We start from the raw sequence: 23,867 nt of genomic DNA, 5'->3' as shown, positions 1-23,867 counted from the left end.
ATACTTAAAGTATGCTAGCATCAATAAGTTACCGACAATAATAAGTGTCAAGAATAATTTTCGTGTTCCCGTTTTCTCTGACTCATGCATTTTTACAGCTAGCCAGTGTGTTGCTACAGCGCAGATAACCAGTAGTACAAAATAGTTGAGCGGAAAATGAAAACCGAAAAGATTTATATCCATCGTATTTCCCCCTGCCAGATAATAGAAGTAAAGAGAAAAAGCGATAAGGTATACTTTCCTGAAATGGTCGTGTTTCTTACTGGCTACATATACCATATAGAAGACAAGGAAGAACCCAAGAAAGAAGGCACTATTGAACAGGAGCGGTCGCGACGGGTCGTAAATAAAGTATGGTTCTATATCGTTGATTACCTTTTCTAAAAAATCAGGTAAGTAGAAATCTCTTATACTTTCAAATATATTACTTATCATATTTGCTTTTATAATTATTGTAAGCGTCAAGAAAATCAGAAATAAATAACTGTCCCTGAGCTTCGTATCCGCCAGTTGTGTAGTGTACTTTGTCGCGAGCTATCATCGATGCATAATCACCTCTCGGTCTGATAGCGGAATCACCACTCATGCGTGAGTATAAATCCCATACCGGTAGGTAATTGAGCCCCATAAGAGCAACGCTATAGTCGGCAACGAATGTATTTTGCCTGCCTTTTCGAAACATGGATGGAGGAGGAGTCATTACCAGTATAGTTGCATTCTTACAATATGCTTTTATATTGTTGATAAACTCATTCAGCTGGAAGACATATTCCGTGTCGCTCATTTTTCCGAAGGATTCGTTTGTTCCAAAGGATAGAATGATAAGGTCGGGTTCGAGTATAGGTAGTTGTTTGAAAAACAGAGGATATTTAATGTAATCCGTCATTTTAGCGCCATTTACACCTATTGTATGATATACAACTCCCGGCTGGTTATTTTCTATTACAAATCCGTTGAGGTTGTACATCGCCGTTTTACCATCGGGTACAAGAGTGATCCTGTTTATGGCTGAATCACTGGTATACGATGAGTAATATGGTTTAGATAACATATTTACAAATTTCAGATTCTCCGTATCCAAGTTGGTTTCCTTCGATTTAACCGTAACAGGCTTCGCTGTGGTTTTCGTTGGTATTTTAAGTGATTGGTTCAATCGGATTGTATTCGATTTCATTCCGTTTGCTTTTCTTACTTGAGCAACCGTTACTCTGTATTTTCGGCTTATGGAAGACAATGTTTCTCTCTTTTTTACCTTGTGATATTTAATGCTTGTGCCCGACGTTGAACTTGTCGGTGCTGCTCCTGTTACTTCAAGAGGGTCGGCTGATATGCTCATTTTGTAATGAGACTCTTTATCCGGATATATTACTTTAACATTGGTAAACTCATATCCTTCTTCTGTATATAGCTGCAATACAAAGTCGTTAGAGGAAGTATATAACGCAATTCCGCTAAGTCCTACGCCTACATCTGCTATTGGCAGTACATTTCTGAGGCTCTGCCAAGAGGCATTGCTGCTGTATCTTACGTTGCGGGTTCCGTTTGTTCTTACCAGACTATAAGGAAAAGTAAAGCCATACCCTCCGTTTCCGAATTTTGACTGTAGTTCGCTTCTTATGGCATTCGTGAAAAAATCAGCCTGAATGTGGGAGTCACCTATGTGGACAATATTAATTTTCCCTTTTTTACTTTTCTCCAAGTTGTATAACTTATTGAAGATGGGATTTAATAATTCCTGGTTCGCAAAAACATTATTCTTTATGTCCTTAACTCTTCTCGCATCTTTCGTTGAAGAATAGAAAAATGTAAGAGGGTAGAATAAGAATAATGTAAATAAACCGATTGTCCGTAATTTTTTCGAAAATATCATTTCTTAATCTCTGTTTCGGTCTTATGTTGTTTGTATTTCAGGTAGCCTTTATTAATCTCGTCATAAAGCAGTTTGGCTATCTTTTTCGAACCCGACGCATTAAAGTGGGTATAATCTTTATTTGCCAAATGATATTCATCGACCCATTTTACCATCGATCCATTACCACCCATTAATTCATAGAGGTTTATATAGCCCGATCCTGTTTTGTGTGCATAGTTCCTTTGTGCTTTTGCCAACGGAACTACTGCCGGATCTGTTTTCATTTCTTGTTCAATTTTGCTCGCCTTATCGGCTGTGGAAATAATAAGTATGTCAGCATTCGGAAAACATTGATGCAGGTTGTTTACAACCGTCGTCATGTTTTTTTCATACCAACTATAATTTAGTGTACCATAGCCCAACACATTGGTTCCGTATTGAAGAACAATGAGGTCGTACCCTAAAACTTTATCGAACGCATTCATTAGCGATGGATTGAGTATAGAAAGTGGAAGACCTGAGTTGCCGCGCATGGAGAAATTGTCTACATGTACTCCCTGTCCGTCATCGAAACTGAATCCGTAAATAGGAATAGAATCGGCATGGGCAAATGTAACCTGCAATGATTTTACACTTGAAGATGTAAGTGGCAGCGTATTTAGTAAATGTGAAGGAGTAAGCTTTTTGGTAGATACCGAGTCTTTGTCTGCACGAATCGTAATAGACGCATTTGCATTATTGGAACTACCATATAAAAGTATAGGATTATATAATGCAGTTGAATAGGGTTGAGCCTGAGCTTTATATTTTACCCAATAATTAGAGCCTGAACCACGTGTAAAGAATACTTGACCATCTATTCCAAACGGTCTGGTTGGTTTCTTTACTTTTATAAAAGATTGTACAATCCATTCTTTCGAAACTTGGTGTGAGATAGATCCCCGTGAAGCAGCAGAAAGAGATGATATAGAAACAAAACCGACTCCGTGCCCTCCATAGTTTTTCTGGAATTCACTTCTGACGTCTTGTACAATATAATCGCCGTCGTTCATAGAATCGCCGAAATAGGCTATTCTTATTTTTCCTGACTTATTTGCTTCCAGCTGATGCAGCTTTTCATAAAATCGTTTTAGATTTTGATAACCATCTGCATTGAGCGAGGGGTTTATAGCTTCGTCGATTTCTTCGGGCTGGATGTTTAAGCTGTCTGTTGTATTTGTGCTGTCAGCCTTGGCTATATTTGGAGAATCGTCAATGGCAGTAGTATCATTGATTGCATTCAGCATCAGGCTGTCTACAACAATATTTTCGGTTGTTATTTTATTCTCAGGGAATAAGCGGTTGGGAAGCAACTGTTTACAGAGTAAAAAGAAGCCTACGGATAAAACAATAAACAAGATTGCTTTTCCGAAGTAAGAATTATTAGATGAACTCACAATCAACAAATTAATAAGTTTTTATTGTTGCTACGATATATTTATAAAGTTGTGCAAAGCTAATCACTTTCTTTGAAAATCTATTTGAGAGAAAGTATAATTTAGCGATATTTTACTTTTCCCGATCTCCTCTATCTTGCTGCTATGAGGTACATATAGCTGAGCTTGGGTAAAAAGAAATTCAATGTGGACTATATTTTGCTTTGGCTGTTATGTGTTCTATTTCTATTTTGAATGTCGCTGTACGGCTCCACGATTTGTCTATGTATTTTTCTCCTATTTCTTCAAAGCCTTTTGAATATTTATTTACCAATAGCCTGAGAGCTTTTCGTTTTTCTTCATCAGATAGATTTATATCAGCTTTACCGTAGGATATAACACTTTCGTATAAGGTGGTGAATTGCTCGGCAATGGGTTTTGTTACACCTACTACACAAAATGATACCTTATTGTTTTGTTTTATCAGGTCTAGTTTCTGACCTTCGGGAGCACAATGAAAATAAAGAGTATTGGCTTCTTCATCATAAACATAACTGATTGGGATGCCATAGCCATATCCATTCTCGGATGTTCCTAAGCTGAGAAATCCGTATTCGGATATGTTCAATAGTTCGCTTATGCGAGCTTTATCTTCAAGTATTCTGTTTTGTCTTCTTACTTCTCTGAACATAATAGTCTAGTACTAATTGTTTAATCTTTTATTTATGGCTTTGTCTACCATATCGGAAATGAACACATGTCCAAAAACTCCCAATCCGATTGTTGCTTCTTCATTATTCCAGAAAGCTTTTGTTGTAGAGAACAGGAAATAATTATTAACAGAGATATGATTATTCACCAATGCGTCTACACTCGGATGGCGGCCTACATATCCCGAACCCGAAGGGTCAGGTGGAAGCACAATGCTGTTTATTTTATGTTTAACGGCTTCTCTGTGTTTCTCTTCATCCGGGTTTGTAATAAAGGCAATGAATAAGATGATAAAAAGAAGATACCTCTTTTTAAATAGATGTGAGCCCTTTCTAGGTATCCTGTTAGGATCTTTATATCTTTTCTCTATTTCTTTTATATCTCTCATTTAAGCCTTTTACTGCTTATTCCCCATTCCAATAGTCGATGCGAGCTTTTTCTTTTGGTTTCTTTACTCCTTCTATAGGGAATCCAATCACAAAGCTGTTTGTATACTGATGTGTTTGTATATCATTTACTTTAGTCTGATACCATGAGCCCATATACCCCACTCTGATTGTATATTTGTTTATTGGGATATCTATCGATATGTAGTTGCGCAATGCTCGTTGATTGTGATAGGATGCGAAATTGACAAGTCCGACAGAGTTGCCTAACGAAATCTCGTAGTACGATTGTCCGTATTTAGGAGAGAACAATATTCCCATAAACGGAGAATCTATCTGCCAACGCACAGCACCCCATTTGAATTTATATGAGGCGGTAACAGACATATTGAGATTGGAATATGTACGGGCAGAAGCTGGATTATTTCCATTTCGTTCATTGTACAATACACCGCCATTTATATCCCATAGTCCTCCCAGCCCGAGACGGAAGTTGTCGGTATTATACACCATATAATGACCGCCTATCCTATAGCTAAGAAGTGCCCAGTATTCCGATACATTTTTTGCAGGATTATCTCCTTTCGAAAGATCCAGTTCGAATATCTGCTGTTTATAGAACTTATAATCAAACCACGTCGTACGGCGCATTTGTTCATACATCAGATGAATAGAGAAACCCTTATACTCTAATGGCGATAGGTATGTATCATACATGTTAGCAGAGCCGATAGAGACAGATAGGGCGTTGTTCGTTCTTAAAGGTATAGGAACCCCTAAAGAGGAATCATCGATAACTGTCGTTCTCTTTTGAGGGGCATAACCTTCAATTTCTACTGAATCAAGAGCATGTGTTTTATCAACAAGGTTTTGAGCTTGTAAATTAATAAAAACGCATACACTCAGAAATAATAGAAATATATATTTACTCTTCCTCCTCCTTATCATCATCTTTAAATAACGATTTCTGCCCTGTTATTTCATCCAAAATATCCGAGATAGGGCGATTGTCCACTTCGTCATCATCATCGTCTATCTGTACTTCAAATTTCTTTTCCTCTTCTTCTTCCGGTTCAGGAAAGCGGATAGGTTCAAGTTCTTTGATGTCGCCTATTTCGAATGTCGATAAACGCTTACCTTTAGCCTTGAAGCCTTTTACTGCAATAAATTCATCCGCGTCTATTTCCAAGGCCTCACGATAACTATCGCGCCCGCCAAAAGTAACAAGAATACGAGGATAAACAACGTCTGTAAGAATCTTCAGTTTCGAGTTCGGATTATCTCCAAGGAAATTCTGTTTTTTTGCAGAAGATTCGAATGTAAAGCGTTTCAGATACATAAATTGCTGATCTGCATCAAACAGAACGGCTGTCCAATTTTTATTTACGTCGAATTTCTCGATACGGATGATTCCGGCTTCGTAGTGATTCGTTACATCGAAATTGGAGGTGTAGAATTCTCCATTATCGTGTACAACCAATATTTGGTCTTCGCTTTGGAATTCTCCAAGGAATTTGCCTCTGCCATCATAGTTTAGGCGTAACACATCCTGATCGAACCAAACTTTGCGTCCGCCAAGAGTTGATCCTCCTTTTTGTTTCAGTGATATTTTATGTACTTCAGCTTTCGTTAAGATATTTCCCATAGACTGACGTCCTTTGATGACAATATCGCTAAAGTCTTTTTCGAATACAAGTATTTTTTGACGAGGTTTCGGCTTCAGTATTACTCGTATGGTTTCAGCTTCACCATTTGGGTTTGCGCTGAAATAGGTGATACGAGAACCATCTTCTCCTTGTGTAACATCATATTCCTTGTCACGGGTTATGCCCGTTACGGCAAAACGCTTGATGTATGAAGGGCCATTCTTACCGTGGCGATAGACCACGTTATAGATCGTGCGCTTGTCATTGCGGCGGAAGACGTATAGATAAAGAATGTTTTTACCGATAAACATCTTGTCGCTCACTTTTACAATCTTATATTTACCGTCTTTGAAGAAAATAATTATATCGTCAATGTCGGAACAGTTGCAGACAAACTCATCTTTTTTCAGTGATGTACCGATAAAGCCTTCTTCGCGATTGATATACAGTTTTTCGTTTGCTTCTACCACCTTTGTCGCTTCGATGGTATCAAAGCTGCGGATTTCTGTTTTGCGAGGAAAATCTTTTCCGTATTTTTCTTTCAACATTACAAACCATGAGATCGTATAGTCTACAATGTTTTCTATATTGTGCTTTATTTCTTCTATTTCGTCTTTGTATCTGGCTATCAGCTCATCTGCTTTGTCGGAATTGAACTTGAGAATACGTCCCATCTTGATCTCCATCAATTTGAGTATATCCTCACGTGTAACCTCACGGATAAACTGTTTTGCATATTTAGCCAATCTCTTATCGATATGCTCTACAGCCATATCCATATTGTCAGCATTCTCAAACTCTTTGTCTTTGTATATACGCTCCTCGATGAAAATCTTTTCCAGCGAAGAAAAGTGAAGGCTTTCTTCCAGTTCACTCTTTTGTATCTCCAGTTCTTGACGAAGCAGGCTTAACGTATTGTCTGTAGTATGACGGAGTATGTCGCTTACTGTAAGGAAATAAGGTTTATTATCTTCGATAACACAGCAGTTTGGCGAAATGCTTATTTCACAATCGGTGAAAGCGTATAGAGCATCTATTGTCTTATCGGAAGAGACGCCTGCTGCCAGATGTACCTGTATTTCTACATTCTGAGCGGTGATATCATCTACCTTGCGGATTTTAATTTTACCCTTATCGTTGGCTTTCAAGATCGATTCCACAACAGACGATGATGTTCGTCCGTAGGGAATGTCACTTATAACAAGCGTTTTGTTGTCCAGTTTAGATATTTTAGCCCTAACCTTTACCGATCCGCCTCGCTCGCCATCGTTATACTTGCTGACGTCTATATAGCCCCCGGTTTGAAAATCAGGATAGAATGCAAATTTTTCTCCTTGAAGATGCGCTATGGCTGCATCGCAAAGATCATTGAAGTTGTGAGGAAGAATCTTCGACGAAAGTCCCACTGCAATACCTTCCGCACCTTGAGCTAGAAGTAGAGGGAACTTAACCGGTAGCGTAACAGGCTCTTTATTACGTCCATCGTATGATGGTTTCCACTCTGTGGTTTTGGCGTTGAAAATCACTTCCAAAGCAAACTTTGATAAGCGAGCTTCTATATAACGGGGTGCAGCAGCTCCATCTCCTGTAAATACGTTACCCCAGTTTCCCTGACAGTCTACCAATAAATCCTTTTGTCCCAGTTGCACCAATGCATCCCCTATAGAGGCGTCTCCATGCGGGTGAAACTGCATAGTATGCCCGATGATATTAGCGACCTTATTGTAACGACCATCATCCATGCGCTTCATAGAGTGCATGATACGACGTTGCACCGGCTTGAAACCATCAGATATGTGAGGGACCGCACGTTCGAGTATTACGTACGATGCATAGTCTAGAAACCAATTTTGGAACATACCCGAAAGATGTGTCTGATTGTCAGCTGTATCTTTTATCGGGACTTTATAGTCTGAATGGGATGCTGCATCAGCGTTCTCCAACTCATCATCCAATATTGGTTCGTCGTTATCTAAATTCTCTGGTTCGTCAATAATATCTTCAGGGAGCATATGTGTTTATTGGATTTAATAGCTACTAAAAAACTAGCTCAAAGATAGTTTTTTTTGCTTTGAATTCAAAATGAGAAAGGTGTTGTATATTGCAAATAAAAAAAATACAGAAATTTTATTTGTGTTTATTTATTTGGAATAAAATTGTCATATAATGAGGTCTTTGACATCTATAACAACTGAAATTTGAGAGCAGAAAGGTGACATGAAAAATATGTGTAAAATGTGTCACCTTTGTCACCTTTGTTACTTTTTATGCTGTTAGGGGATAATACATTTTTCTTCAATAGAAATACCAAACAGAGCGAAGTCATATTTGGCAGGGTCGTTGATATCCAGTGTTTTTAGGCTTTCTGTTAGTTCTAGCGCTGCCCTCCAATCTGGTTTGTCTCGTTCCAGCAAGCCTAGCTTACGGGCGGTACGTTCTACATGAAGATCGAGTGGGCAAATCAACTTGGATGGGCTGATTTGTCTCCATAAACCGAAATCGACCCCTTTGTTATCATCCCTTACCATCCATCGTAAGTACATATTCAGTCGTTTGCATGCTGATTTTTGAACGGGGGAGGGGATATGCTTTCGTGTACGGTGAGGTGCATCGGGATGAGAAAAGAAGTATGACTGAAAGTGATTGAGGGCTGTCTCTACATTCATGTTGGAGGAAGGGAAGAAAGCTTCCTCTAGGCTGTTGTATTGAGTGAAGTGCCTTTTCATAAAGTCGATACAGTATAGCAAGTCAGTATCGTTGAATGTTCTGTGTTTAAACTGTAGGAGCTTTTTCAAGTCTTCGTCACTGTGCCCTTGTATGAAGTTGTATGGAGCGTTGTCCATTCTTTCTGCCAACTCTTTACATTTATTGATAATGGTTTTGCGTTGTCCCCAAGCAAAAATAGCAGCAAAGAATCCCATTATTTCTTTATCCTGCTTGCTTGTGAAGCTATGAGGAATGGAAATCGGATCGTTATCGATAAAAGCAGGGGTGTTGTACTGTTCTACTTTCTGGTCGAGGAAGTTTTTGAGATCAAATATATTTATACCTTTCACTTGTCAATTTATTTTGGTAGGACAAAGATATAAAAAACAAAAGAGCAGATACGCCTGCTCTTTGTCTGTTGTATGTTCGATAAGTGCGTGATTATTTATCTAGCCTTATAAATATACCATTCGAATCGAACTCTAGCTCTATATTATTACTTAGGTTAATTTCATAGCCGAAATGTTCTTTGTTTATTTCCACTATGTATTGCGTTGGATAATGTTGTGCTATATAGCTAGGTATCGCACTAGGTAGTAATGCGATGATGTGGGCGGGAATTTGTTGTCCTTTGCCATCTACACTGTCCCACTCTCCGGAGAGTTTAAATTCTATTTCGAAGCCATTAGCCAGATAAACATCATAGCTGTCGTTGTCTTTTTCTACACGTGTGACCTTTTGCGAAGGAAAATGTGCTTGTAAGAAGGCTTGTGCTGTTGGAGGTAAATCGCTAGTTGATAATTTTTTGTCGTCGTCACCACAGGCAATAAAAGCAAGTGGTAGAATAAAAAGGCTGAATGCAAATAATATTTTTTTCATCTTAATTACTGTGTTTAGTTAATTATAAAGTTTATAAATAAAAGTGCGATCAATCTTAAGTGGCTTTTATCTTTATTCATCTCTTTCTCTGTTGAGGAAGAGGATTGTGTTTTCTCAAATATACAAAATCTATTTGAAATAAAAAATTATGTAAAATTCGATTGTTAAAAATCTATTTTAATCCCGAATAAAATGACAATTGTATTGTATAAATATATAATTTTATGCTCGAATTATTGCACTTGTTATATAGTTTATGTTATTAGATATATTTTCTACTGATAGTCTGTCTGTTGTGAATGCAGAAGCCACGGTTTCAACCCTCGATAAGTTGCTTGACTACCTGCTTGATGTTTCGGTGGCGCTAGGTACAAAAATTGTAGCTTCAATTATTGTATTTATTGTTGGTCGCTGGGTGATTGGGTGGATAAGAAAGTTTTTTGATAAGTTTCTACTTCGCCGACGGATAGAGGAAACAGTACGCTCGTTTTTGGATAGCCTGATCAATATTTCATTAAAGATTGTATTGTTTCTTTTTATAGTAAATATATTAGGCATTCAAACTACTTCTTTTGCTGCTATATTAGCTGCTGCCGGATTAGCCGTAGGTATGGCTATGAAAGATAATCTCTCTAATTTTGCAGGAGGTGTGATGCTGTTAATAAACAAACCGTTCAAAGTCGGTGATCGTATTGTTGCCCAAAGTACGGATGGTGTCGTTCAGTCTATTGGAATATTATATACTGTTTTGCTGACAGGCGACAATGTCACTATATTTATACCCAATGGCCCTTTATCTACCGGGAATATAACGAACTATTCGGCTCAGAAACAGAGGCGTATCGACCTCACGTTTAACATTAATTATGGAACAGATATTGACCTTGTAAAAAGTATACTGCTCTCCGTTATTAAAGAAAACAAATCAATTAAAGATACCCCTACACCTTTTGTGGGCGTTACAGATGTTTCCAATGGCGTTATCAATGTAACAATACGGGTATGGGTGAATAGTGAGGATTATGGAAATACAAGTGTCAGTTTGAACGAGAATATATATAAGTCTTTCTCCGAAAAAGGGATCTATACCGCATCAACACTGAGTGTGAAAATGCTGAAAGATTAAAAAAAATTAAAAGTCTTAGGAATATTCAAAATAAGGTAATTGTATTTTATTTTCAGATGGAAATCAAGTAGCTTTGTGATACGAAGAATCGGAATTTAATAAATATATAAAACTAAATTACTTAAGTGTTATGAAAAGGCAGAAACTCATTCAATTCCTTTCGTTAGTAGCCTTTGTTGCTATCATAGCAACATCGTGCGGCAAAAAAACAATGCCTCCTTTGGCAAATTCTTTATTTACAACAAATCCTTCACCGTTAGAATTGGTAGGGACTAAAGTTCCTGTTACAATAAACGGACGCTTTCCTGCTAAATGGTTTGAGAAAAGCACAACAGTAGTTGTTACACCGGTATTGAAGTATGCAGGAGGTGAAACTCTTGGAACTCCTTATACATATCAGGGAGAAAAGGTAGCCGGAAACGGAATTGTAGTGCCTTATGAAGCTGGTAGTGCTATAACAATGAAGTCTGAGTTTGATTATATTCCAGCAATGAAAAAATCGGAATTGTTTTTACGCTTCGATTTTCATAGAGGAGGAAAACAAGTAGTTGGCTTTGGCGATGTGAAAATTGCAGATGGTGTAGTTGCAACTCAAGCGCTTGCAAATGCGGGTACTTCAGCTCCTGCTGTTGCTCCTGATGCTTTCCAACGCATAATCAAAGAGGCTTATGATGCTGATATAATGTTCTTGATCCAACGTGCAGAATTGCGTTCTAGCGAATTAAATTCTACAAACCTGAATGCATGGAAAGAATTGGTAAAAGAAGCAGATAGTAACGAGCGTAAGAAAGTAGATGTTGAAATTTCGGCATATGCATCTCCTGATGGAGGGTTCAAGCTGAATGATCAACTAGCTGAAAAACGTGAGAAAAATACAACAAACTATTTGACTAAAGAATTCAAGAAGAATAGTATTGATACTGAAATTAATGCTAAATATACAGCTCAAGACTGGGATGGATTCCAAAAATTAGTTCAAGCATCTAGCTTGCAAGACAAAGATCTTGTTCTTAGAGTATTGTCTATGTATCCGGATCCTGAAACCAGAGAAAAAGAAATTAAGAATATCTCAGTTGTATATTCTGATCTAGCTGAAACTATTTTACCAAAACTTCGTCGTTCTCGCCTTTTGGCTAACGTAGAAATAATTGGTAAGACTGATGAGGAACTGAAAAATATTGCAGTAAGCGGTAATCTAGGAGACCTTACAGTAGAAGAATTGTTGTATGCTGCCAACTTGAATGGTGTATCTAAAGAGAAAGTATACACTTTTGTTACTCAAAAATTCCCTAACGACTATCGTGGATGGAACAACCTAGGTGCATATTATTATAAGAACGGTCAAAACAGCAGAGCTATTCAAGCATTCAACAAGGCTACTGAAGTTTCGTCTCGTGCTGCTGAAGCAAATATGAACTTAGCTTTAGTATCATTGGCTGAGGGAAATACAGCAAAAGCAGAGCAGCTACTTGGTAATGCAGCCGGAGCTAACACGTTAGGTGAAACAATGGGATTGATGTATATCCAAAAAGGAGAATATAACCGTGCAGTTCAATCGTTTGGTAACACTGTATCTAACAATGCTGCATTGGCTCAGATTTTGACTAAGAATTATAGCCGTGCTCAACAAATATTGGATGCAGTACCAACTAAAGATGCTACTACATATTATTTGGCTGCGATCGTAGCTGCAAGAACAAATAGTGCATCAGGTGTTGCCGGAAACTTGAAGTCTGCTATTCAGAATGGAGTTTCTCCTGCAGAAATAGCTAAAGATATCGAATTTGCTAAGTTCCTTACAAATCCAGATATTAAGAATATGTTATTCTAAAATAAAGCATATAATGAAAAAGCTCAGCCGCAAAGGCTGAGCTTTTTTTATGACCAAAAACGAAGATTATTAAAGGTCTAAAAATTCAATCTCTCCCGATTCAATGTGGTAAATAGCTCCCACTATTTGAATCTTTCCCTCGTTATATTTTTCTGATAATATAGGTGTAGATTCTCTTAATTGCTTTACTCCATGTATAACATTCGCTTCGATAGCCTTTTGGTACTTATCCGAACCTTCTGTTTTGAAGACTTCGTTTTCTTCATCTTCACTGTTTAGCTTATTTACAATAGATTCTATATGACCTAATTTTTCGGCATGATCCGCATGCTGGTGATCCGGATTGTGCTTGATATCCATGAATGCTTTCACTGCACCACAGCTAGTATGTCCTAAAACAACTATAAGTGTTGAGCCAAGATGTTCTGCTGCATACTCGATGCTTCCTTCTTCAAAGTCAGCCATAACATTGCCGGCTGTACGGATCGAAAACAGATCGCCGAGTCCTTGGTCAAATATGATTTCAGGAGATACTCGGGAATCGGAGCAGCTGACAATGACCGCAAAAGGTTGTTGCCCACTTTTTAGTTCGTTAACTCTAGCCATATCCTGATGTTGGTGTAATGGAGTACTTGATACAAAACGGAGGTTTCCTTCTTTAAGCAGAGTTAATGGGCTTTGATCTACTTCTTGAGCATAAGCAGAAACTGTAATCAAACAGAGCGTTACAGCTGTTAAAGTTAATTTTAGATAGTTTATAATTTTCATAAATGTTATGTATGTTAAAAAATCGGGTAAAAGTATATAAAGATTCCGCTCATAATTCTTTTCGATTATGGAAATATTAATGCTCCATTGTTAAATATTATGAATAGATAAGAGGTAAATAGTGTTGTCTAAAAATTTAATAAATACGAGAATCCTAAAAGAAAATAAACTATCTTTATTCAAAATAAAACGAAAACGATGAAATATAACTTTTGCGGAAACAGTGGTTTACAACTTCCTGAAATTTCATTAGGGCTGTGGCATAATTTCGGAGATGTAGATGATTTTGAAGTAGCTACATCCATGATTTTACATGCCTTTGATAGTGGTATTACACATTTTGACTTAGCTAACAACTACGGCCCACCTCCCGGAAGTGCAGAAGCTAATTTTGGAAAAGTGTTAGCTAAAGAGCTTAAAGGACACCGAGACGAGCTTATTATATCATCAAAAGCAGGTCACTTGATGTGGGATGGCCCTTATGGTGATGGTGGTTCGCGAAAGTATATTATGGCAAGCATTGATCAAAGCCTGAAACGTACCGGCTTGGAGTATTTTGATATATTTTACTCTCATCGGTATGACCCTCAGACTCCGATAGAAGAAACCATGCAAGCTTTAGTCGATATTGTTCGCCAGGGGAAAGCTTTGTATGTAGGTGTATCAAAATATCCTCCGCAGCAATTGATAAAGGCTTATGAAATATTGAAGTCACAGCATGTGCCTTGTTTGATTTATCAGGATAAGTATAGTATGCTTGTTCGCAATCCAGAAATTGAACATATGGCTATCAATAAAGAATATGGAGTAGGATTTATTGCATTTTCTCCATTAGCGCAAGGGTTGCTTACGAATAAGTACCTGCATGGTATTCCTGAAACATCCCGAGCTCACAAAAGCCATGGTTTTTTGCAGGAAAGTGAAATTACTCAGGATGTGATAAAACAGGTTTCTGCATTGAACGACTTGGCTCTACAGCGTGGTCAAACTTTAGCAGAAATGGCTCTAGCGTGGCTGTTGCATAACGAACAGGTTACATCTGTCATAATTGGGACAAGTTCTTTGAATCAGTTGAAAGATAATCTGAAGGCAAAAGATAATGCAAACTTTTCCGCCGAAGAGCTGGCCTTGATAGAGAAAATACTGAAGTAAAAAACATCTGTTTTTAATTATAAAAGAAGGATATATTATCATGATATATCCTTTTTAATTTTTATCTTTAGTATATGAAAAAGACAGTTATAGTCCTGCTCTTTCTCTTCATTGCCGGAATAAGCTTTTCTCAGAATAAAGATCAATATCCCGTAGCTGTATATAAGCTAATGAAGGCTTATCCCGAGAGTATTGTGGCTTTTGATAATTCTAATATTGCCTTAAAAGACGGAAGAACTATCAAATATAACGAAGGAGGAACGAAGGCTCACTCCGATCTGATGAACAGTTCTGATTTAGGAGACATCTTTATATATCCTTACATCAAAGGAAAGGTTGAGAATATTTCTAAGAATTACGATCCGGGACGAATAAGAAATGAAGAGCTCTTAAAGTTAATGTATGGGGCTACTTCAGCGGAAGTACAAGCTAATTTGGTTACTATCACTTGGTGTCCAACGCTTGTAAACCAGACTCTGAGAGTAACGAAGATAAATGGTGTTGCGAAGCAATTGCAGAAAATATCAGACGAATTAGATAAACATCCCGAATTGCGAGAATATCTGTATAGCTCGGGCGGATTTAACTGGCGAAAAATAAGAGGAACAAACAGGCTGAGCAGCCATAGTTTTGGTACTGCTATCGATCTGAATGTGAAATATTCAAACTACTGGCAATGGGACTGTCGTTGCAAATCAGAAGATGCAACTTTAGTATATAAAAACAGAATACCTCAACTTATAGTCGATATATTCGAAAAGCATGGATTTATTTGGGGTGGCAAATGGTATCATTATGATACAATGCACTTTGAATATCGACCGGAACTTCTTATCGACTGAGACTATCCAACCGACAACAACAAGTGTTTTAAAACGAAAAAGCGCTCTAATTATCAAGTTAGAGCGCTTTTGACTTATATAGGATATGTTTTATTCCTTTATTTCTACTTTCAAATTCAGCTCCTCAAGTTGAGCCGGATCAAGAGTTGCCGGAGCATCTATCATCATATCACGTCCTGAGTTATTCTTAGGGAATGCAATACAATCACGGATACTATCCAATCCTGCAAACAATGAGACCAAACGATCTAGTCCGAATGCAAGACCTGCATGTGGAGGTGCACCATATTTGAATGCATTCATCAGGAAGCCAAACTGTGCCTGAGCTTTTTCTTCAGTGAAGCCAAGTATTTGGAACATTTTATTCTGTAGCTGACTGTTGAAGATACGTACAGATCCTCCCCCTACTTCTACGCCGTTGATTACCATGTCATAAGCGTTGGCGCGGACTACTCCCGGATCACTATCAAGCAAAGCTATATCTTCTTCTTTAGGACTTGTAAACGGATGGTGTTTTGCAAAATAACGTCCCAGCTCTTCATCTTTCTCTAAAAGAGGGAAGTCGATTACCCATAAGCAGTTAAACTGGTTCTTGTCTCTTAGCCCAAGCTGTTCAGCGACTTCTAGACGAAGTTCTCCTAGCTGTTTCTGAGCCTTTTCTGTTTCACCACAGATAATTAGTATAAGGTCTCCGGGCTCTGCCTGACAGCGTTCTGCCCACTTCTTCAAATTCTCAGGATTATAGAACTTATCTACAGAAGATTTCAATGAACCATCAGCTTCGTAGCGAGCATATACAAGCCCTTTTGCACCTATCTGCGGACGTTTTACATAGTCGGTCAAAGCATCAATCTGCTTGCGGGTATATGAAGCTGCTCCTTTAGCGCAGATAGCTCCTACATATTCAGATGAATCGAATACGACAAAGTCTTTACCTTCCGTCAAATCTTTTATTTCTACGAATTCCATACCAAAACGTGTATCCGGCTTATCAGAACCGTAATACTTCATGGCATGAGCATAAGTCATACGAGGAAAATCAGGAATGTCAATTCCCTTTACAACTTTGAACAGATGTTTTGTTAATCCTTCAAACATGTTCAATACATCCTCCTGATTAACATACGACATCTCACAGTCGATCTGAGTAAATTCAGGTTGACGGTCTGCTCTCAAGTCTTCGTCACGGAAACATTTAACAATCTGGAAATATCGATCAAATCCCGAAACCATCAATAATTGTTTGAATAATTGCGGCGATTGTGGAAGTGCATAAAATTCACCCGGATTCATACGTGATGGTACAACAAAGTCACGTGCCCCTTCGGGAGTAGAACCAATAAGAACAGGCGTTTCTACCTCAAGGAATTGGCGCTCATCTAAATAACGGCGTGTTTCGAATGCTATTTTGTGACGAAGTTCAAGATTTTTTCTTACCACATCGCGACGCAAATCGAGATATCGGTATTTCATTCTTAAATCATCGCCCCCATCAGTATTGTCTTCTATTGTAAATGGTGGAGTATCTGATGTATTTAATATTACAAGTTCGTTAACGATAATCTCAATATCGCCGGTAGACCTGTTGGGGTTTTTGCTCGAACGCTCCTCTACTTTACCCGTCACCTGCAATACGTATTCACGACCTATCTTATTCGCTCGCTCGTACAAGTCGGCATTGATATCTTTACTGAATGACAATTGAGTAATACCATAACGGTCGCGGAGGTCGATAAATGTGACTCCACCACCAAGCTTGCGAACAGCGTTTACCCATCCGGCTAACGTTACTTCTTTGTTAACATCTGCAAGAGTTAATTCTCCACACGTATGATTCCTATACATATATATTATTTGATGATATTTAATACACTTTTTTGATTATATCTACAGATAGGTTATCCACCTTTCCTTCTATCGCTTTTACAAAAGCCTTGAAATGATCCGTATTATTGTGCTCATCTATTGCAGCCTGAGACTTCCAAACTTCCAGAATTGTATACTTTAAAGGGTTCTTTACATCTTGATGCAAATCGTATGAGATATTCCCTTCTTCTTTACGTGTGCCATCTACTACATTTTGAAACACTTTTTCCAATTCTTCCTGAAATTCGGCTTTAACTACAATTACAGCAACAATCTTCAATTCTGTCATAGCTTTTATTCTTTTATAATCTTTAAGGTTACAAAAGTAACAAAAGTAACAGATATAAGTATATTTTCTGTTTGTTACTTTTCTTGTCTCGCTTTGTTTTTATGTCTTTTGAGACATCAAGTATTTACTCCATTCTTTCTGTATCACTTTGTCTGTCGGCTACCTATCTGTTATATCAAAGATCTTTATATTAGACAATCTTGTTATCTAAAAATACAAATCTAAGATATCTCTAAAGGAAGGAGTAGATGTTTAATATACCAACTTTAATATGCTTACTTCCGATTTTTCTATCATACCTTTCGAAGCTTCTTTAAATGTTTTAAAGTGCTCGGTGTTATTATGATAATCTATAGCTGCTTGTGATTTCCATTCTTCAAGCATTACAAATTTTGTAGAGTCGCTAATATCTTGATGCAGATTATAACTGATACAGCCATCTTCTTCTTGGCTACCCTGAACCAATGTCTGAAAAATGGGTAGAATTTCTTTTATAGCCTCCGGTTTAACGGTCATTATTGCAACTATTTTGAGCTCATCTCCTGTTCTTTCGTCTTCCATATCCGATTTTATTACAATAGTATCGTCTTGTCCTGTCTGCGTCTTATGTGTACAGCCAGCTATTAGGATTAATCCTAATAATAAAGGAAATATAATTTTTTTCATAATCTGTTTTATATTTATAGTTCTGTTTTTATCTTTCAGAAATTTATACTTAAGCCTTTCCTTAGTTGAACTTCTTATTTAAGTTTCTTTCTTATTTCTTCTTCTAATTTACCTTTCTCTATTGATTTTTCTAACTTCTCCACGCTTCCATCTTTTTTCAGATATCCTCTGTTTTTTCGATAAAATGCTGCAACCGTTTCCAAAGCAGCTTTTGTACATAGGATATTATCTTTTGAGTAGTTGTTATCAAAAGAGTATCTAGTCCAACCCAACATAAAAGGCATTAATAGTTCTGGATTAACTTTTATGAAATCTACAACTCGGCTATCTACTCCCACACTAACATTCGGTGTACCTGTAAGCCAGGCCATAAAAAAGGCATTTGCTTCTTGTCTTTTGATAGGCTCTTTTCCTAACGGCGTGTCTAATAACCAGTTTATAGTCTCTTTTACTTGGGGTTCGTATGTCGTATAAGCGTCTTTACTCTCAAATTTATAATTCTTAGGAACTTCATATCCCTGAGCTAATAATCTTGTAGCTAAAACCGTAAATACTGCAATGAGTAACAGATGTCTTTTCATAATGATTAGTGTTTAATAGATTTCTATACAAATATATACAATGACGTTAATAGAAAATATTCGAAAGCTAAAAAACTTTCTCTTTTTTTTATAACATCCCAATTTATTGTTCGAATCTTATACACTCGTAAGCGTCTTCTATTTTGATATGGATAAAACTGTCTCTTTTTTTATTTTCGTATCGATCAGCATGACGACAAGTAAGACTACATTTGACGCGCTCTGGTCTTATTGTTAAATATTCCTTCTGTATTTGTAAGTTTGGTAAATTTATTCTTTATTTGCATCATTAACATAGTTTTATTTATAAACCTCAAAAAAATCAACGCCTATAGAATAGACATTACTCTAAATTTTTAAATATAAGAGATAATGGAAACATTAATTACTATGACTGATGAACAATTGGTCTGTGATTATTCTAATGGCAACAATCTTGCTTTTGATATTCTGCTAGAACGTCATAAAAGAAGTGTATATAATTACATTTTTTTTACTGTGCGTAATAGGGAACTTGCAGAAGATATTTTCCAAGAAACATTTATAAAAGCAATCGTTACTATCAAGCAGGGACGTTATACCGAATCAGGTAAGTTTCGTGCATGGATTTCTCGGATAGCTCATAATTTGATTATTGACCATTTTCGTCAGGAGAAAAACGAAAATACGGTATCAAATGACGAGGCTCCGGTTGACTTATTAAATAACCCTACACTATGTGATGGCACTATTGAGGACGAACTGATCAAAGTGCAAATAACATCCGATATTAGAAAGTTAATATCTTTCTTGCCTGAAAATCAGCGCGAGGTTTTAGAAATGCGCTATTACCAAGATCTTAGTTTTAAAGAAATAGCAGACCAAACAGGGGTTAGCATCAATACGGCGTTGGGCCGTATGCGCTATGCTATTCTTAATATGCGCCGTATGGCAGAAGAAAATAACATTGTTCTTACAATGTAGTATTTTATTAAAGTAGTTTTTTTAGGTGAGAAAGGAAAAAGATGTGTTATAAATAACATTTCTTTTTCCTTTCATTTTCAGAATATTATATTATTTTTATCCCATATTTTTTAATACTATAAAAACAATAAAATTATGGGATGGTATCTGAAAGTATTGAAGCAGTATGCTGACTTTAGCGGTAGGGTAAGGCGCACGGAATATTGGATGTTTTATCTTTTCAACTCTTTTATTCCGATAGGTTTGATGATTATTGGCGGCATATTATTCGCCATGAACGAATCTTCAATTCCTTTTATAATATGTATGGTACTGGTTGGTTTATACAGTTTGGCTGTTTTTATACCAAGTTTAGCAGTTACGGTCAGAAGGTTGCATGATACAAATCATAGTGGCTGGATGTATTTTGTTTCACTTATACCTCTAATTGGTGGTATTTGGTTGTTAATCCTTCTTTGTACTGATGGCACCCATGGACAAAATCAATACGGACCCGACCCCAAAGAGTAATACGTAGATTCTATTTAAAGCTTCCGATGGTTATAAATAAAATGTTTGTGAAGCTAATAAAATACTAAAACAAAACAGGAGAAAGACTAGTCTTTCTCCTGTTTTGTTTTTAATTGTTTTATAGGTTCTTAGCTGTTTATTGTACTATGCCGGAACCTATTATTTTATTTGTTGCGAATAACTTCTCCTTTGATACGAACTTTGTAAACCGAATCAGGAACGTTTGTAAATACTGTAATTTCTTTAGTGAAAATTCCCGGACGACCTGTTGTCGAATAAGTTACTTTTATTACCCCTGTTTTTCCAGGAAGAACCGGTTCTTTTGTGTAGTCTGGAGTTGTGCATCCGCATGTTGTTTGTACGCGTTGAATTAGAAGAGGTGCAGTACCTGTGTTTTTAAACGTAAACTCGCAAGTAACAGAACCAGCACTTTCATCCACTTTTCCAAAGTCGTGTACATCTTTTGTAAAGACAGCCTTGGGAGCTTTATCTCCATTTTGAGCCATCATAAAGCTGGTAGATAATACCAAAGCCAATAGTATAAAACCAATCTTTTTCATATACCTAATTTTCTTTATTTTACTTTAAGTTATTAACTATGTAGTTAGGCATTAGCTATAACCGTCTTACAAAGTTAGTAATAAATATGACTATTTTTTAAGAATTTAGCAATATTTAGTATTGTGCTAATTATATATCCATAACAGTAGAGGCTTTTTACTCTCTTTGAGTAAAGCATCGCATTTGCGCATTACCTCATTATTTATTACAGGACATCCTTGACTCCAACCTAATGGCAGATGATTTGGGTAAACTTCTTTATTCGCAACCGGATTGTGCGAATGAAGCACTATGATCCGTTTGAATGCATTACTATTGGTTTTTTCTAAACCATGCAGTTTGTAGTGTACATTTACCCCAAGTGCTGTATGATCGTGCTCCTGTTTTATATTTACCTAATGAAGAACAATAGCTGCCCTCAACATTACTGAATACGGGTTTAGACTGTGTGCTTTTCTGTCCGTATCCATGACAACAAAGACTTTCGTATTTTATGCTGTCTTTTGTAAAATCCCATATAAAGAAACGATTCTTGCCCGAGTGTATACTGAAATCAATCAGTATACAGTGTCTCGAGCTTAGTCCTTGTTGTTTACTATATACTTTGGCCTCATCTGCCTTTGCTTTAAGCCTTGCATAAAGTTTTTTTCTTTCTTCTTTCTTTTGTTTCGATTCCGAGGATTCTACTATTTCCCTTTCTTCGCTTTGTTTTGTCGATTTATTATTTGATTTATAGCAAATGAAAGATACGAAACCGGTAAAAAGCAATATTACAGCTATTATCGGAAGATATTTTTTCATTCTTTTTCTTTTACAGTTATTTTTATTCCGGCTGTATGCGATACAAATTCAGGCGCATACATACATTGTATTGTTGTTATTCCATTAGCGTATTCTCCTATACGGTTTACATATACAGGGTATTCAAATACATAAGTTCCTTTTGGCATAACATCGAAGTAGAAGTTAGTAGATGCATCTTTTGACGTTTGGTAATACATCAATCCTTCATTCCATTTTATACCCGAAATCGTTTGAATGGGTTCGAAACAAGAAGCCCGCATGTCTTTCAGATGAACAAATTCCATATCCTTGTCTGTCCTAACTGTTAGGCGTACTACTACTTTATCTCCCACAGCAAGTGGATTGTTCTCTGTAATTTGACTTAAAGATTTACCTGTAGCTGTGTTGATTTCTTTAAATAACTGTTTCTCTACATTTAAGTCTCCTTTATGTGCTGTAATCTTATCCAAGCTTTCATAATATTGCCAGTATAAAGCTCCATAAGCCGGACGGGTATCTGATGTTGTCACTTCTACTTTACCCATTTCGTTTTTTATCTCGGCTTTGTCCCATACTTTCTTGAAGTAGCCTGTTCCGGCTTCTTTGTTTTCGGGCTCTATTTTCTTATTTCCGACAGAGATCACAGGCGTTTCTTCACTTGCAAACCATTCTGAACCCGTGCTTAACAATGCACTGATAGCGTCTATCGAAGCATGCGTTGATTCCCATATCTGAGTTCGTTTCTGATTTATCAGCCATCGCTTCAGCATATCCATTTCCTCTTGCGATGAACCAACTTCTTGCAACGCATCCATTAGGAAAGTATGTACACTGATTGGAGATAGAGACATAAATACCTGATTGCGATTATTTGGCCAATACATACCTGCCTTTTCATTTTTAACAGCGTATTCGCGTATTGATTTGATAATCTTGTTTGCAAGTTCTTTCTCTCCATTTCTTTTTAATACAACCGAAAGAATAGACTTTTCGTACAAATCGAGTTTTTGCCAGTTTTTACTTGCAACATTCGTATAAAACCTTTCGGCGGCACGTGTTGCCTGATCAATCGGTATGTCTCGGTAGAATGAGCGGACATAGGCGTATTCTAACTGATTGGTCGACACAGACGTTGTTTTCTCCCAATTCTTATTATTCTCTTTCAGCTTTTCAAAATCTTTCAATATTTGACTATCAATAAATTTGAGAGCATTCATTTGCATTTCCTTCACATCTTCATGATATTCTACCTGCCCAACTAGCTGTAGTTTAGCATAACCATACAAGATATACTGGGTAACAGAACGGCTAGGGTACATCCCTTTGTACCACGACCATCCTCCATCGTTAGTGTTTTGTAGGTCTTGCAGTTTTTTTGTAGCTGCATTGGTCATCTGTTTTGTATTATTCAGATCAAATAATAAAGAAAGACGTTGCATTTGTTCTGCTTCGTTTTTGGCATCCAGCACCCAAGGTGTTTCTTCTAACAGTACATTCTTCAACTCTTCATCTTTCTGTAGTTTCGATACGAATGTCTGTTTATCTCCTCCTTGTTTCTTCCATGCTTCTATCATAGAACCCACTTTCGGATATTGACGGATGATAGAAGAACCGAGCGTATTCACATAATAACTAGCAAACCAGTTCACCGCATTTTCACTTGTCGGATTACTGAATGAAGGCAGTGCTTGTATGGCATACCATGCAGGATTGGATGCATATTCGAGTGTTAGCCTATAGTTACTAGCTGTAGATGACGTATTATTGTATAATTTATCGAAAGTAAATGTATTCGTGCCTGCTTTTGTAACATCGATAGGCATGCTTTCTGTCACCATCATACGGTTTGATAGTACAGCCAAAACATGTTGCTCTCCATCACTGAATGTTTTGTTTTGTGCTACAATGCGGCAACCGATTAGTTCAATGCCTTCGGGTACATCAAAAGTCCATTGTGCAGAGGTTGATGCACCCTTGTCTACAGAGAATTTTTGATCTTGATTTGGAATTCTGAGATCAATCGCTTTATCTGTAGCAGGATCGAAGAATTCTATTCTTACATTTCCCGAGATGGCATTTTCTGACAAATTGGATATTTTGGTAGAAATACTAGTCTTATCACCCTGACGAACAAAGCGAGGCATATTCGGTGTCACCATTAGTTCCTTTTGTGTTATCACAAATTGCTCCAATGTTCCTACTCTCGAATTCTTGTCAAAACTTCAATGAAACCGCATTTTTCTATCCTCAATTAAGAACAAACGAAAAAGGCGAAACGCTGATATCGTTCACTGTACCCGAAAGCAATACAACATGGCGTTTCAGAGCGTTGGC

The 23,867-nt window shown here is 37.2% G+C and carries 21 protein-coding genes and 3 pseudogenes; 7 read left to right on the top strand and 17 right to left on the bottom strand.

Going from position 1 to position 23,867, the window contains the following annotated elements; translation table 11 throughout:
* From LDB17_RS07730 to LDB17_RS07690, 9 genes and pseudogenes are all read right to left on the bottom strand, one after another.
* Window positions 1-435 (bottom strand): annotated as a pseudogene (locus LDB17_RS07730) (MBOAT family protein); the annotation flags it as partial.
* On the bottom strand, window positions 425-1,870 hold the full coding sequence (locus tag LDB17_RS07725) for a LysM peptidoglycan-binding domain-containing protein (protein WP_252636506.1): 1,446 nt from the start codon (window positions 1,868-1,870) through the stop codon (window positions 425-427). The pseudogene LDB17_RS07730 and the gene LDB17_RS07725, both read right to left, overlap by 11 nt.
* Window positions 1,867-3,288 (bottom strand): GDSL-type esterase/lipase family protein, encoded by a 1,422-nt coding sequence (locus tag LDB17_RS07720; protein WP_252636505.1) that lies wholly within the window; start codon window positions 3,286-3,288, stop codon window positions 1,867-1,869. Before LDB17_RS07720 ends, LDB17_RS07725 begins: the two co-directional genes overlap by 4 nt.
* Before the next feature lie 181 nt (window positions 3,289-3,469).
* Window positions 3,470-3,958, bottom strand: a complete 489-nt coding sequence (locus tag LDB17_RS07715) for a pyridoxamine 5'-phosphate oxidase family protein (protein WP_252636504.1) — start codon at window positions 3,956-3,958, stop codon at window positions 3,470-3,472.
* A 12-nt stretch (window positions 3,959-3,970) separates the two neighbouring features.
* Complete coding sequence (locus tag LDB17_RS07710; protein ID WP_252636503.1) at window positions 3,971-4,366, bottom strand: hypothetical protein; 396 nt, start codon at window positions 4,364-4,366, stop codon at window positions 3,971-3,973.
* Between the two features lie 16 nt (window positions 4,367-4,382).
* The gene (locus tag LDB17_RS07705) at window positions 4,383-5,315 is read right to left on the bottom strand and encodes a DUF3316 domain-containing protein (RefSeq protein ID WP_252636502.1); all 933 of its coding nucleotides are present in this window, start codon (window positions 5,313-5,315) and stop codon (window positions 4,383-4,385) included.
* On the bottom strand, window positions 5,290-8,022 hold the full coding sequence (locus tag LDB17_RS07700; RefSeq protein WP_252636501.1) for a DNA gyrase/topoisomerase IV subunit A: 2,733 nt from the start codon (window positions 8,020-8,022) through the stop codon (window positions 5,290-5,292). Before LDB17_RS07700 ends, LDB17_RS07705 begins: the two co-directional genes overlap by 26 nt.
* A gap of 261 nt (window positions 8,023-8,283) precedes the next feature.
* Entirely contained in the window at window positions 8,284-9,066 is a 783-nt protein-coding gene (locus LDB17_RS07695; RefSeq protein ID WP_252636500.1) for a TIGR02757 family protein, read from the bottom strand.
* Between the two features lie 91 nt (window positions 9,067-9,157).
* Window positions 9,158-9,595, bottom strand: a complete 438-nt coding sequence (locus LDB17_RS07690) for a PepSY-like domain-containing protein (RefSeq protein WP_252636499.1) — start codon at window positions 9,593-9,595, stop codon at window positions 9,158-9,160.
* 256 nt (window positions 9,596-9,851) lie between these two features.
* Here LDB17_RS07690 and LDB17_RS07685 point away from each other — a divergent pair, with 256 nt between their 5' ends.
* Both LDB17_RS07685 and LDB17_RS07680 read left to right on the top strand, forming a co-directional pair.
* Window positions 9,852-10,721 (top strand): mechanosensitive ion channel family protein, encoded by an 870-nt coding sequence (locus tag LDB17_RS07685; RefSeq protein WP_252636498.1) that lies wholly within the window; start codon window positions 9,852-9,854, stop codon window positions 10,719-10,721.
* Window positions 10,722-10,851: 130 nt separating this feature from the next.
* Window positions 10,852-12,552: a hypothetical protein gene (locus LDB17_RS07680; RefSeq protein WP_252636497.1), complete on the top strand. Its 1,701-nt coding sequence runs from the start codon at window positions 10,852-10,854 to the stop codon at window positions 12,550-12,552.
* Between the two features lie 69 nt (window positions 12,553-12,621).
* Here LDB17_RS07680 and LDB17_RS07675 read toward each other — a convergent pair whose 3' ends face one another.
* A complete protein-coding gene (locus tag LDB17_RS07675) occupies window positions 12,622-13,320 on the bottom strand; it encodes a carbonic anhydrase (protein WP_252636496.1) in 699 nt (232 codons plus the stop codon).
* 198 nt (window positions 13,321-13,518) lie between these two features.
* Here LDB17_RS07675 and LDB17_RS07670 point away from each other — a divergent pair, with 198 nt between their 5' ends.
* A complete protein-coding gene (locus LDB17_RS07670) occupies window positions 13,519-14,472 on the top strand; it encodes an aldo/keto reductase (protein ID WP_252636495.1) in 954 nt (317 codons plus the stop codon).
* A 74-nt stretch (window positions 14,473-14,546) separates the two neighbouring features.
* Entirely contained in the window at window positions 14,547-15,314 is a 768-nt protein-coding gene (locus tag LDB17_RS07665; RefSeq protein WP_252636494.1) for a M15 family metallopeptidase, read from the top strand.
* A 90-nt stretch (window positions 15,315-15,404) separates the two neighbouring features.
* Here the strand turns inward: LDB17_RS07665 and aspS are convergent, their stop codons facing one another.
* The 4 genes from aspS to LDB17_RS07645 form a co-directional block, all read right to left on the bottom strand.
* Window positions 15,405-17,159 carry an aspartate--tRNA ligase gene (gene aspS / locus LDB17_RS07660; RefSeq protein WP_252636493.1) on the bottom strand — a complete coding sequence of 585 codons (1,755 nt, stop codon included), beginning with the start codon at window positions 17,157-17,159 and terminating at the stop codon, window positions 15,405-15,407.
* Between the two features lie 19 nt (window positions 17,160-17,178).
* Complete coding sequence (locus LDB17_RS07655) at window positions 17,179-17,469, bottom strand: putative quinol monooxygenase (RefSeq protein ID WP_252636492.1); 291 nt, start codon at window positions 17,467-17,469, stop codon at window positions 17,179-17,181.
* Window positions 17,470-17,721: 252 nt separating this feature from the next.
* Window positions 17,722-18,135, bottom strand: coding sequence for a putative quinol monooxygenase (locus LDB17_RS07650; RefSeq protein WP_252636491.1), 414 nt, complete (start codon window positions 18,133-18,135; stop codon window positions 17,722-17,724).
* A gap of 74 nt (window positions 18,136-18,209) precedes the next feature.
* Window positions 18,210-18,716: a hypothetical protein gene (locus LDB17_RS07645; protein WP_252636490.1), complete on the bottom strand. Its 507-nt coding sequence runs from the start codon at window positions 18,714-18,716 to the stop codon at window positions 18,210-18,212.
* 372 nt (window positions 18,717-19,088) lie between these two features.
* Between LDB17_RS07645 and LDB17_RS07640 the strand changes: the two genes are divergently transcribed.
* Entirely contained in the window at window positions 19,089-19,679 is a 591-nt protein-coding gene (locus tag LDB17_RS07640; protein ID WP_006842669.1) for a sigma-70 family RNA polymerase sigma factor, read from the top strand.
* 135 nt (window positions 19,680-19,814) lie between these two features.
* On the top strand, window positions 19,815-20,189 hold the full coding sequence (locus LDB17_RS07635) for a DUF805 domain-containing protein (RefSeq protein ID WP_252636489.1): 375 nt from the start codon (window positions 19,815-19,817) through the stop codon (window positions 20,187-20,189).
* Between the two features lie 164 nt (window positions 20,190-20,353).
* Here LDB17_RS07635 and LDB17_RS07630 read toward each other — a convergent pair whose 3' ends face one another.
* The 3 genes and pseudogenes from LDB17_RS07630 to LDB17_RS07620 all read right to left on the bottom strand — a co-directional run bounded on the left by LDB17_RS07630 (window position 20,354) and on the right by LDB17_RS07620 (window position 23,692).
* Entirely contained in the window at window positions 20,354-20,749 is a 396-nt protein-coding gene (locus LDB17_RS07630) for a DUF1573 domain-containing protein (RefSeq protein WP_006842670.1), read from the bottom strand.
* A 126-nt stretch (window positions 20,750-20,875) separates the two neighbouring features.
* Window positions 20,876-21,551 (bottom strand): annotated as a pseudogene (locus LDB17_RS07625) (murein L,D-transpeptidase catalytic domain-containing protein).
* On the bottom strand, window positions 21,548-23,692 hold the full coding sequence (locus tag LDB17_RS07620) for an alpha-2-macroglobulin family protein (RefSeq protein WP_393924972.1): 2,145 nt from the start codon (window positions 23,690-23,692) through the stop codon (window positions 21,548-21,550). Before LDB17_RS07620 ends, LDB17_RS07625 begins: the two are co-directional and overlap by 4 nt.
* 56 nt (window positions 23,693-23,748) lie before the next feature.
* Here LDB17_RS07620 and LDB17_RS07615 point away from each other — a divergent pair.
* Window positions 23,749-23,867, top strand: a pseudogene (locus tag LDB17_RS07615) (alpha-2-macroglobulin family protein); the annotation flags it as partial.

Source organism: Dysgonomonas sp. Shenzhen-Wh21, from assembly GCF_043392705.1.
GTDB lineage: Bacteria > Bacteroidota > Bacteroidia > Bacteroidales > Dysgonomonadaceae > Dysgonomonas.
Note: the sequence above shows the minus strand (reverse complement) of the source record. Positions and strands in the feature narration are given on the sequence as shown.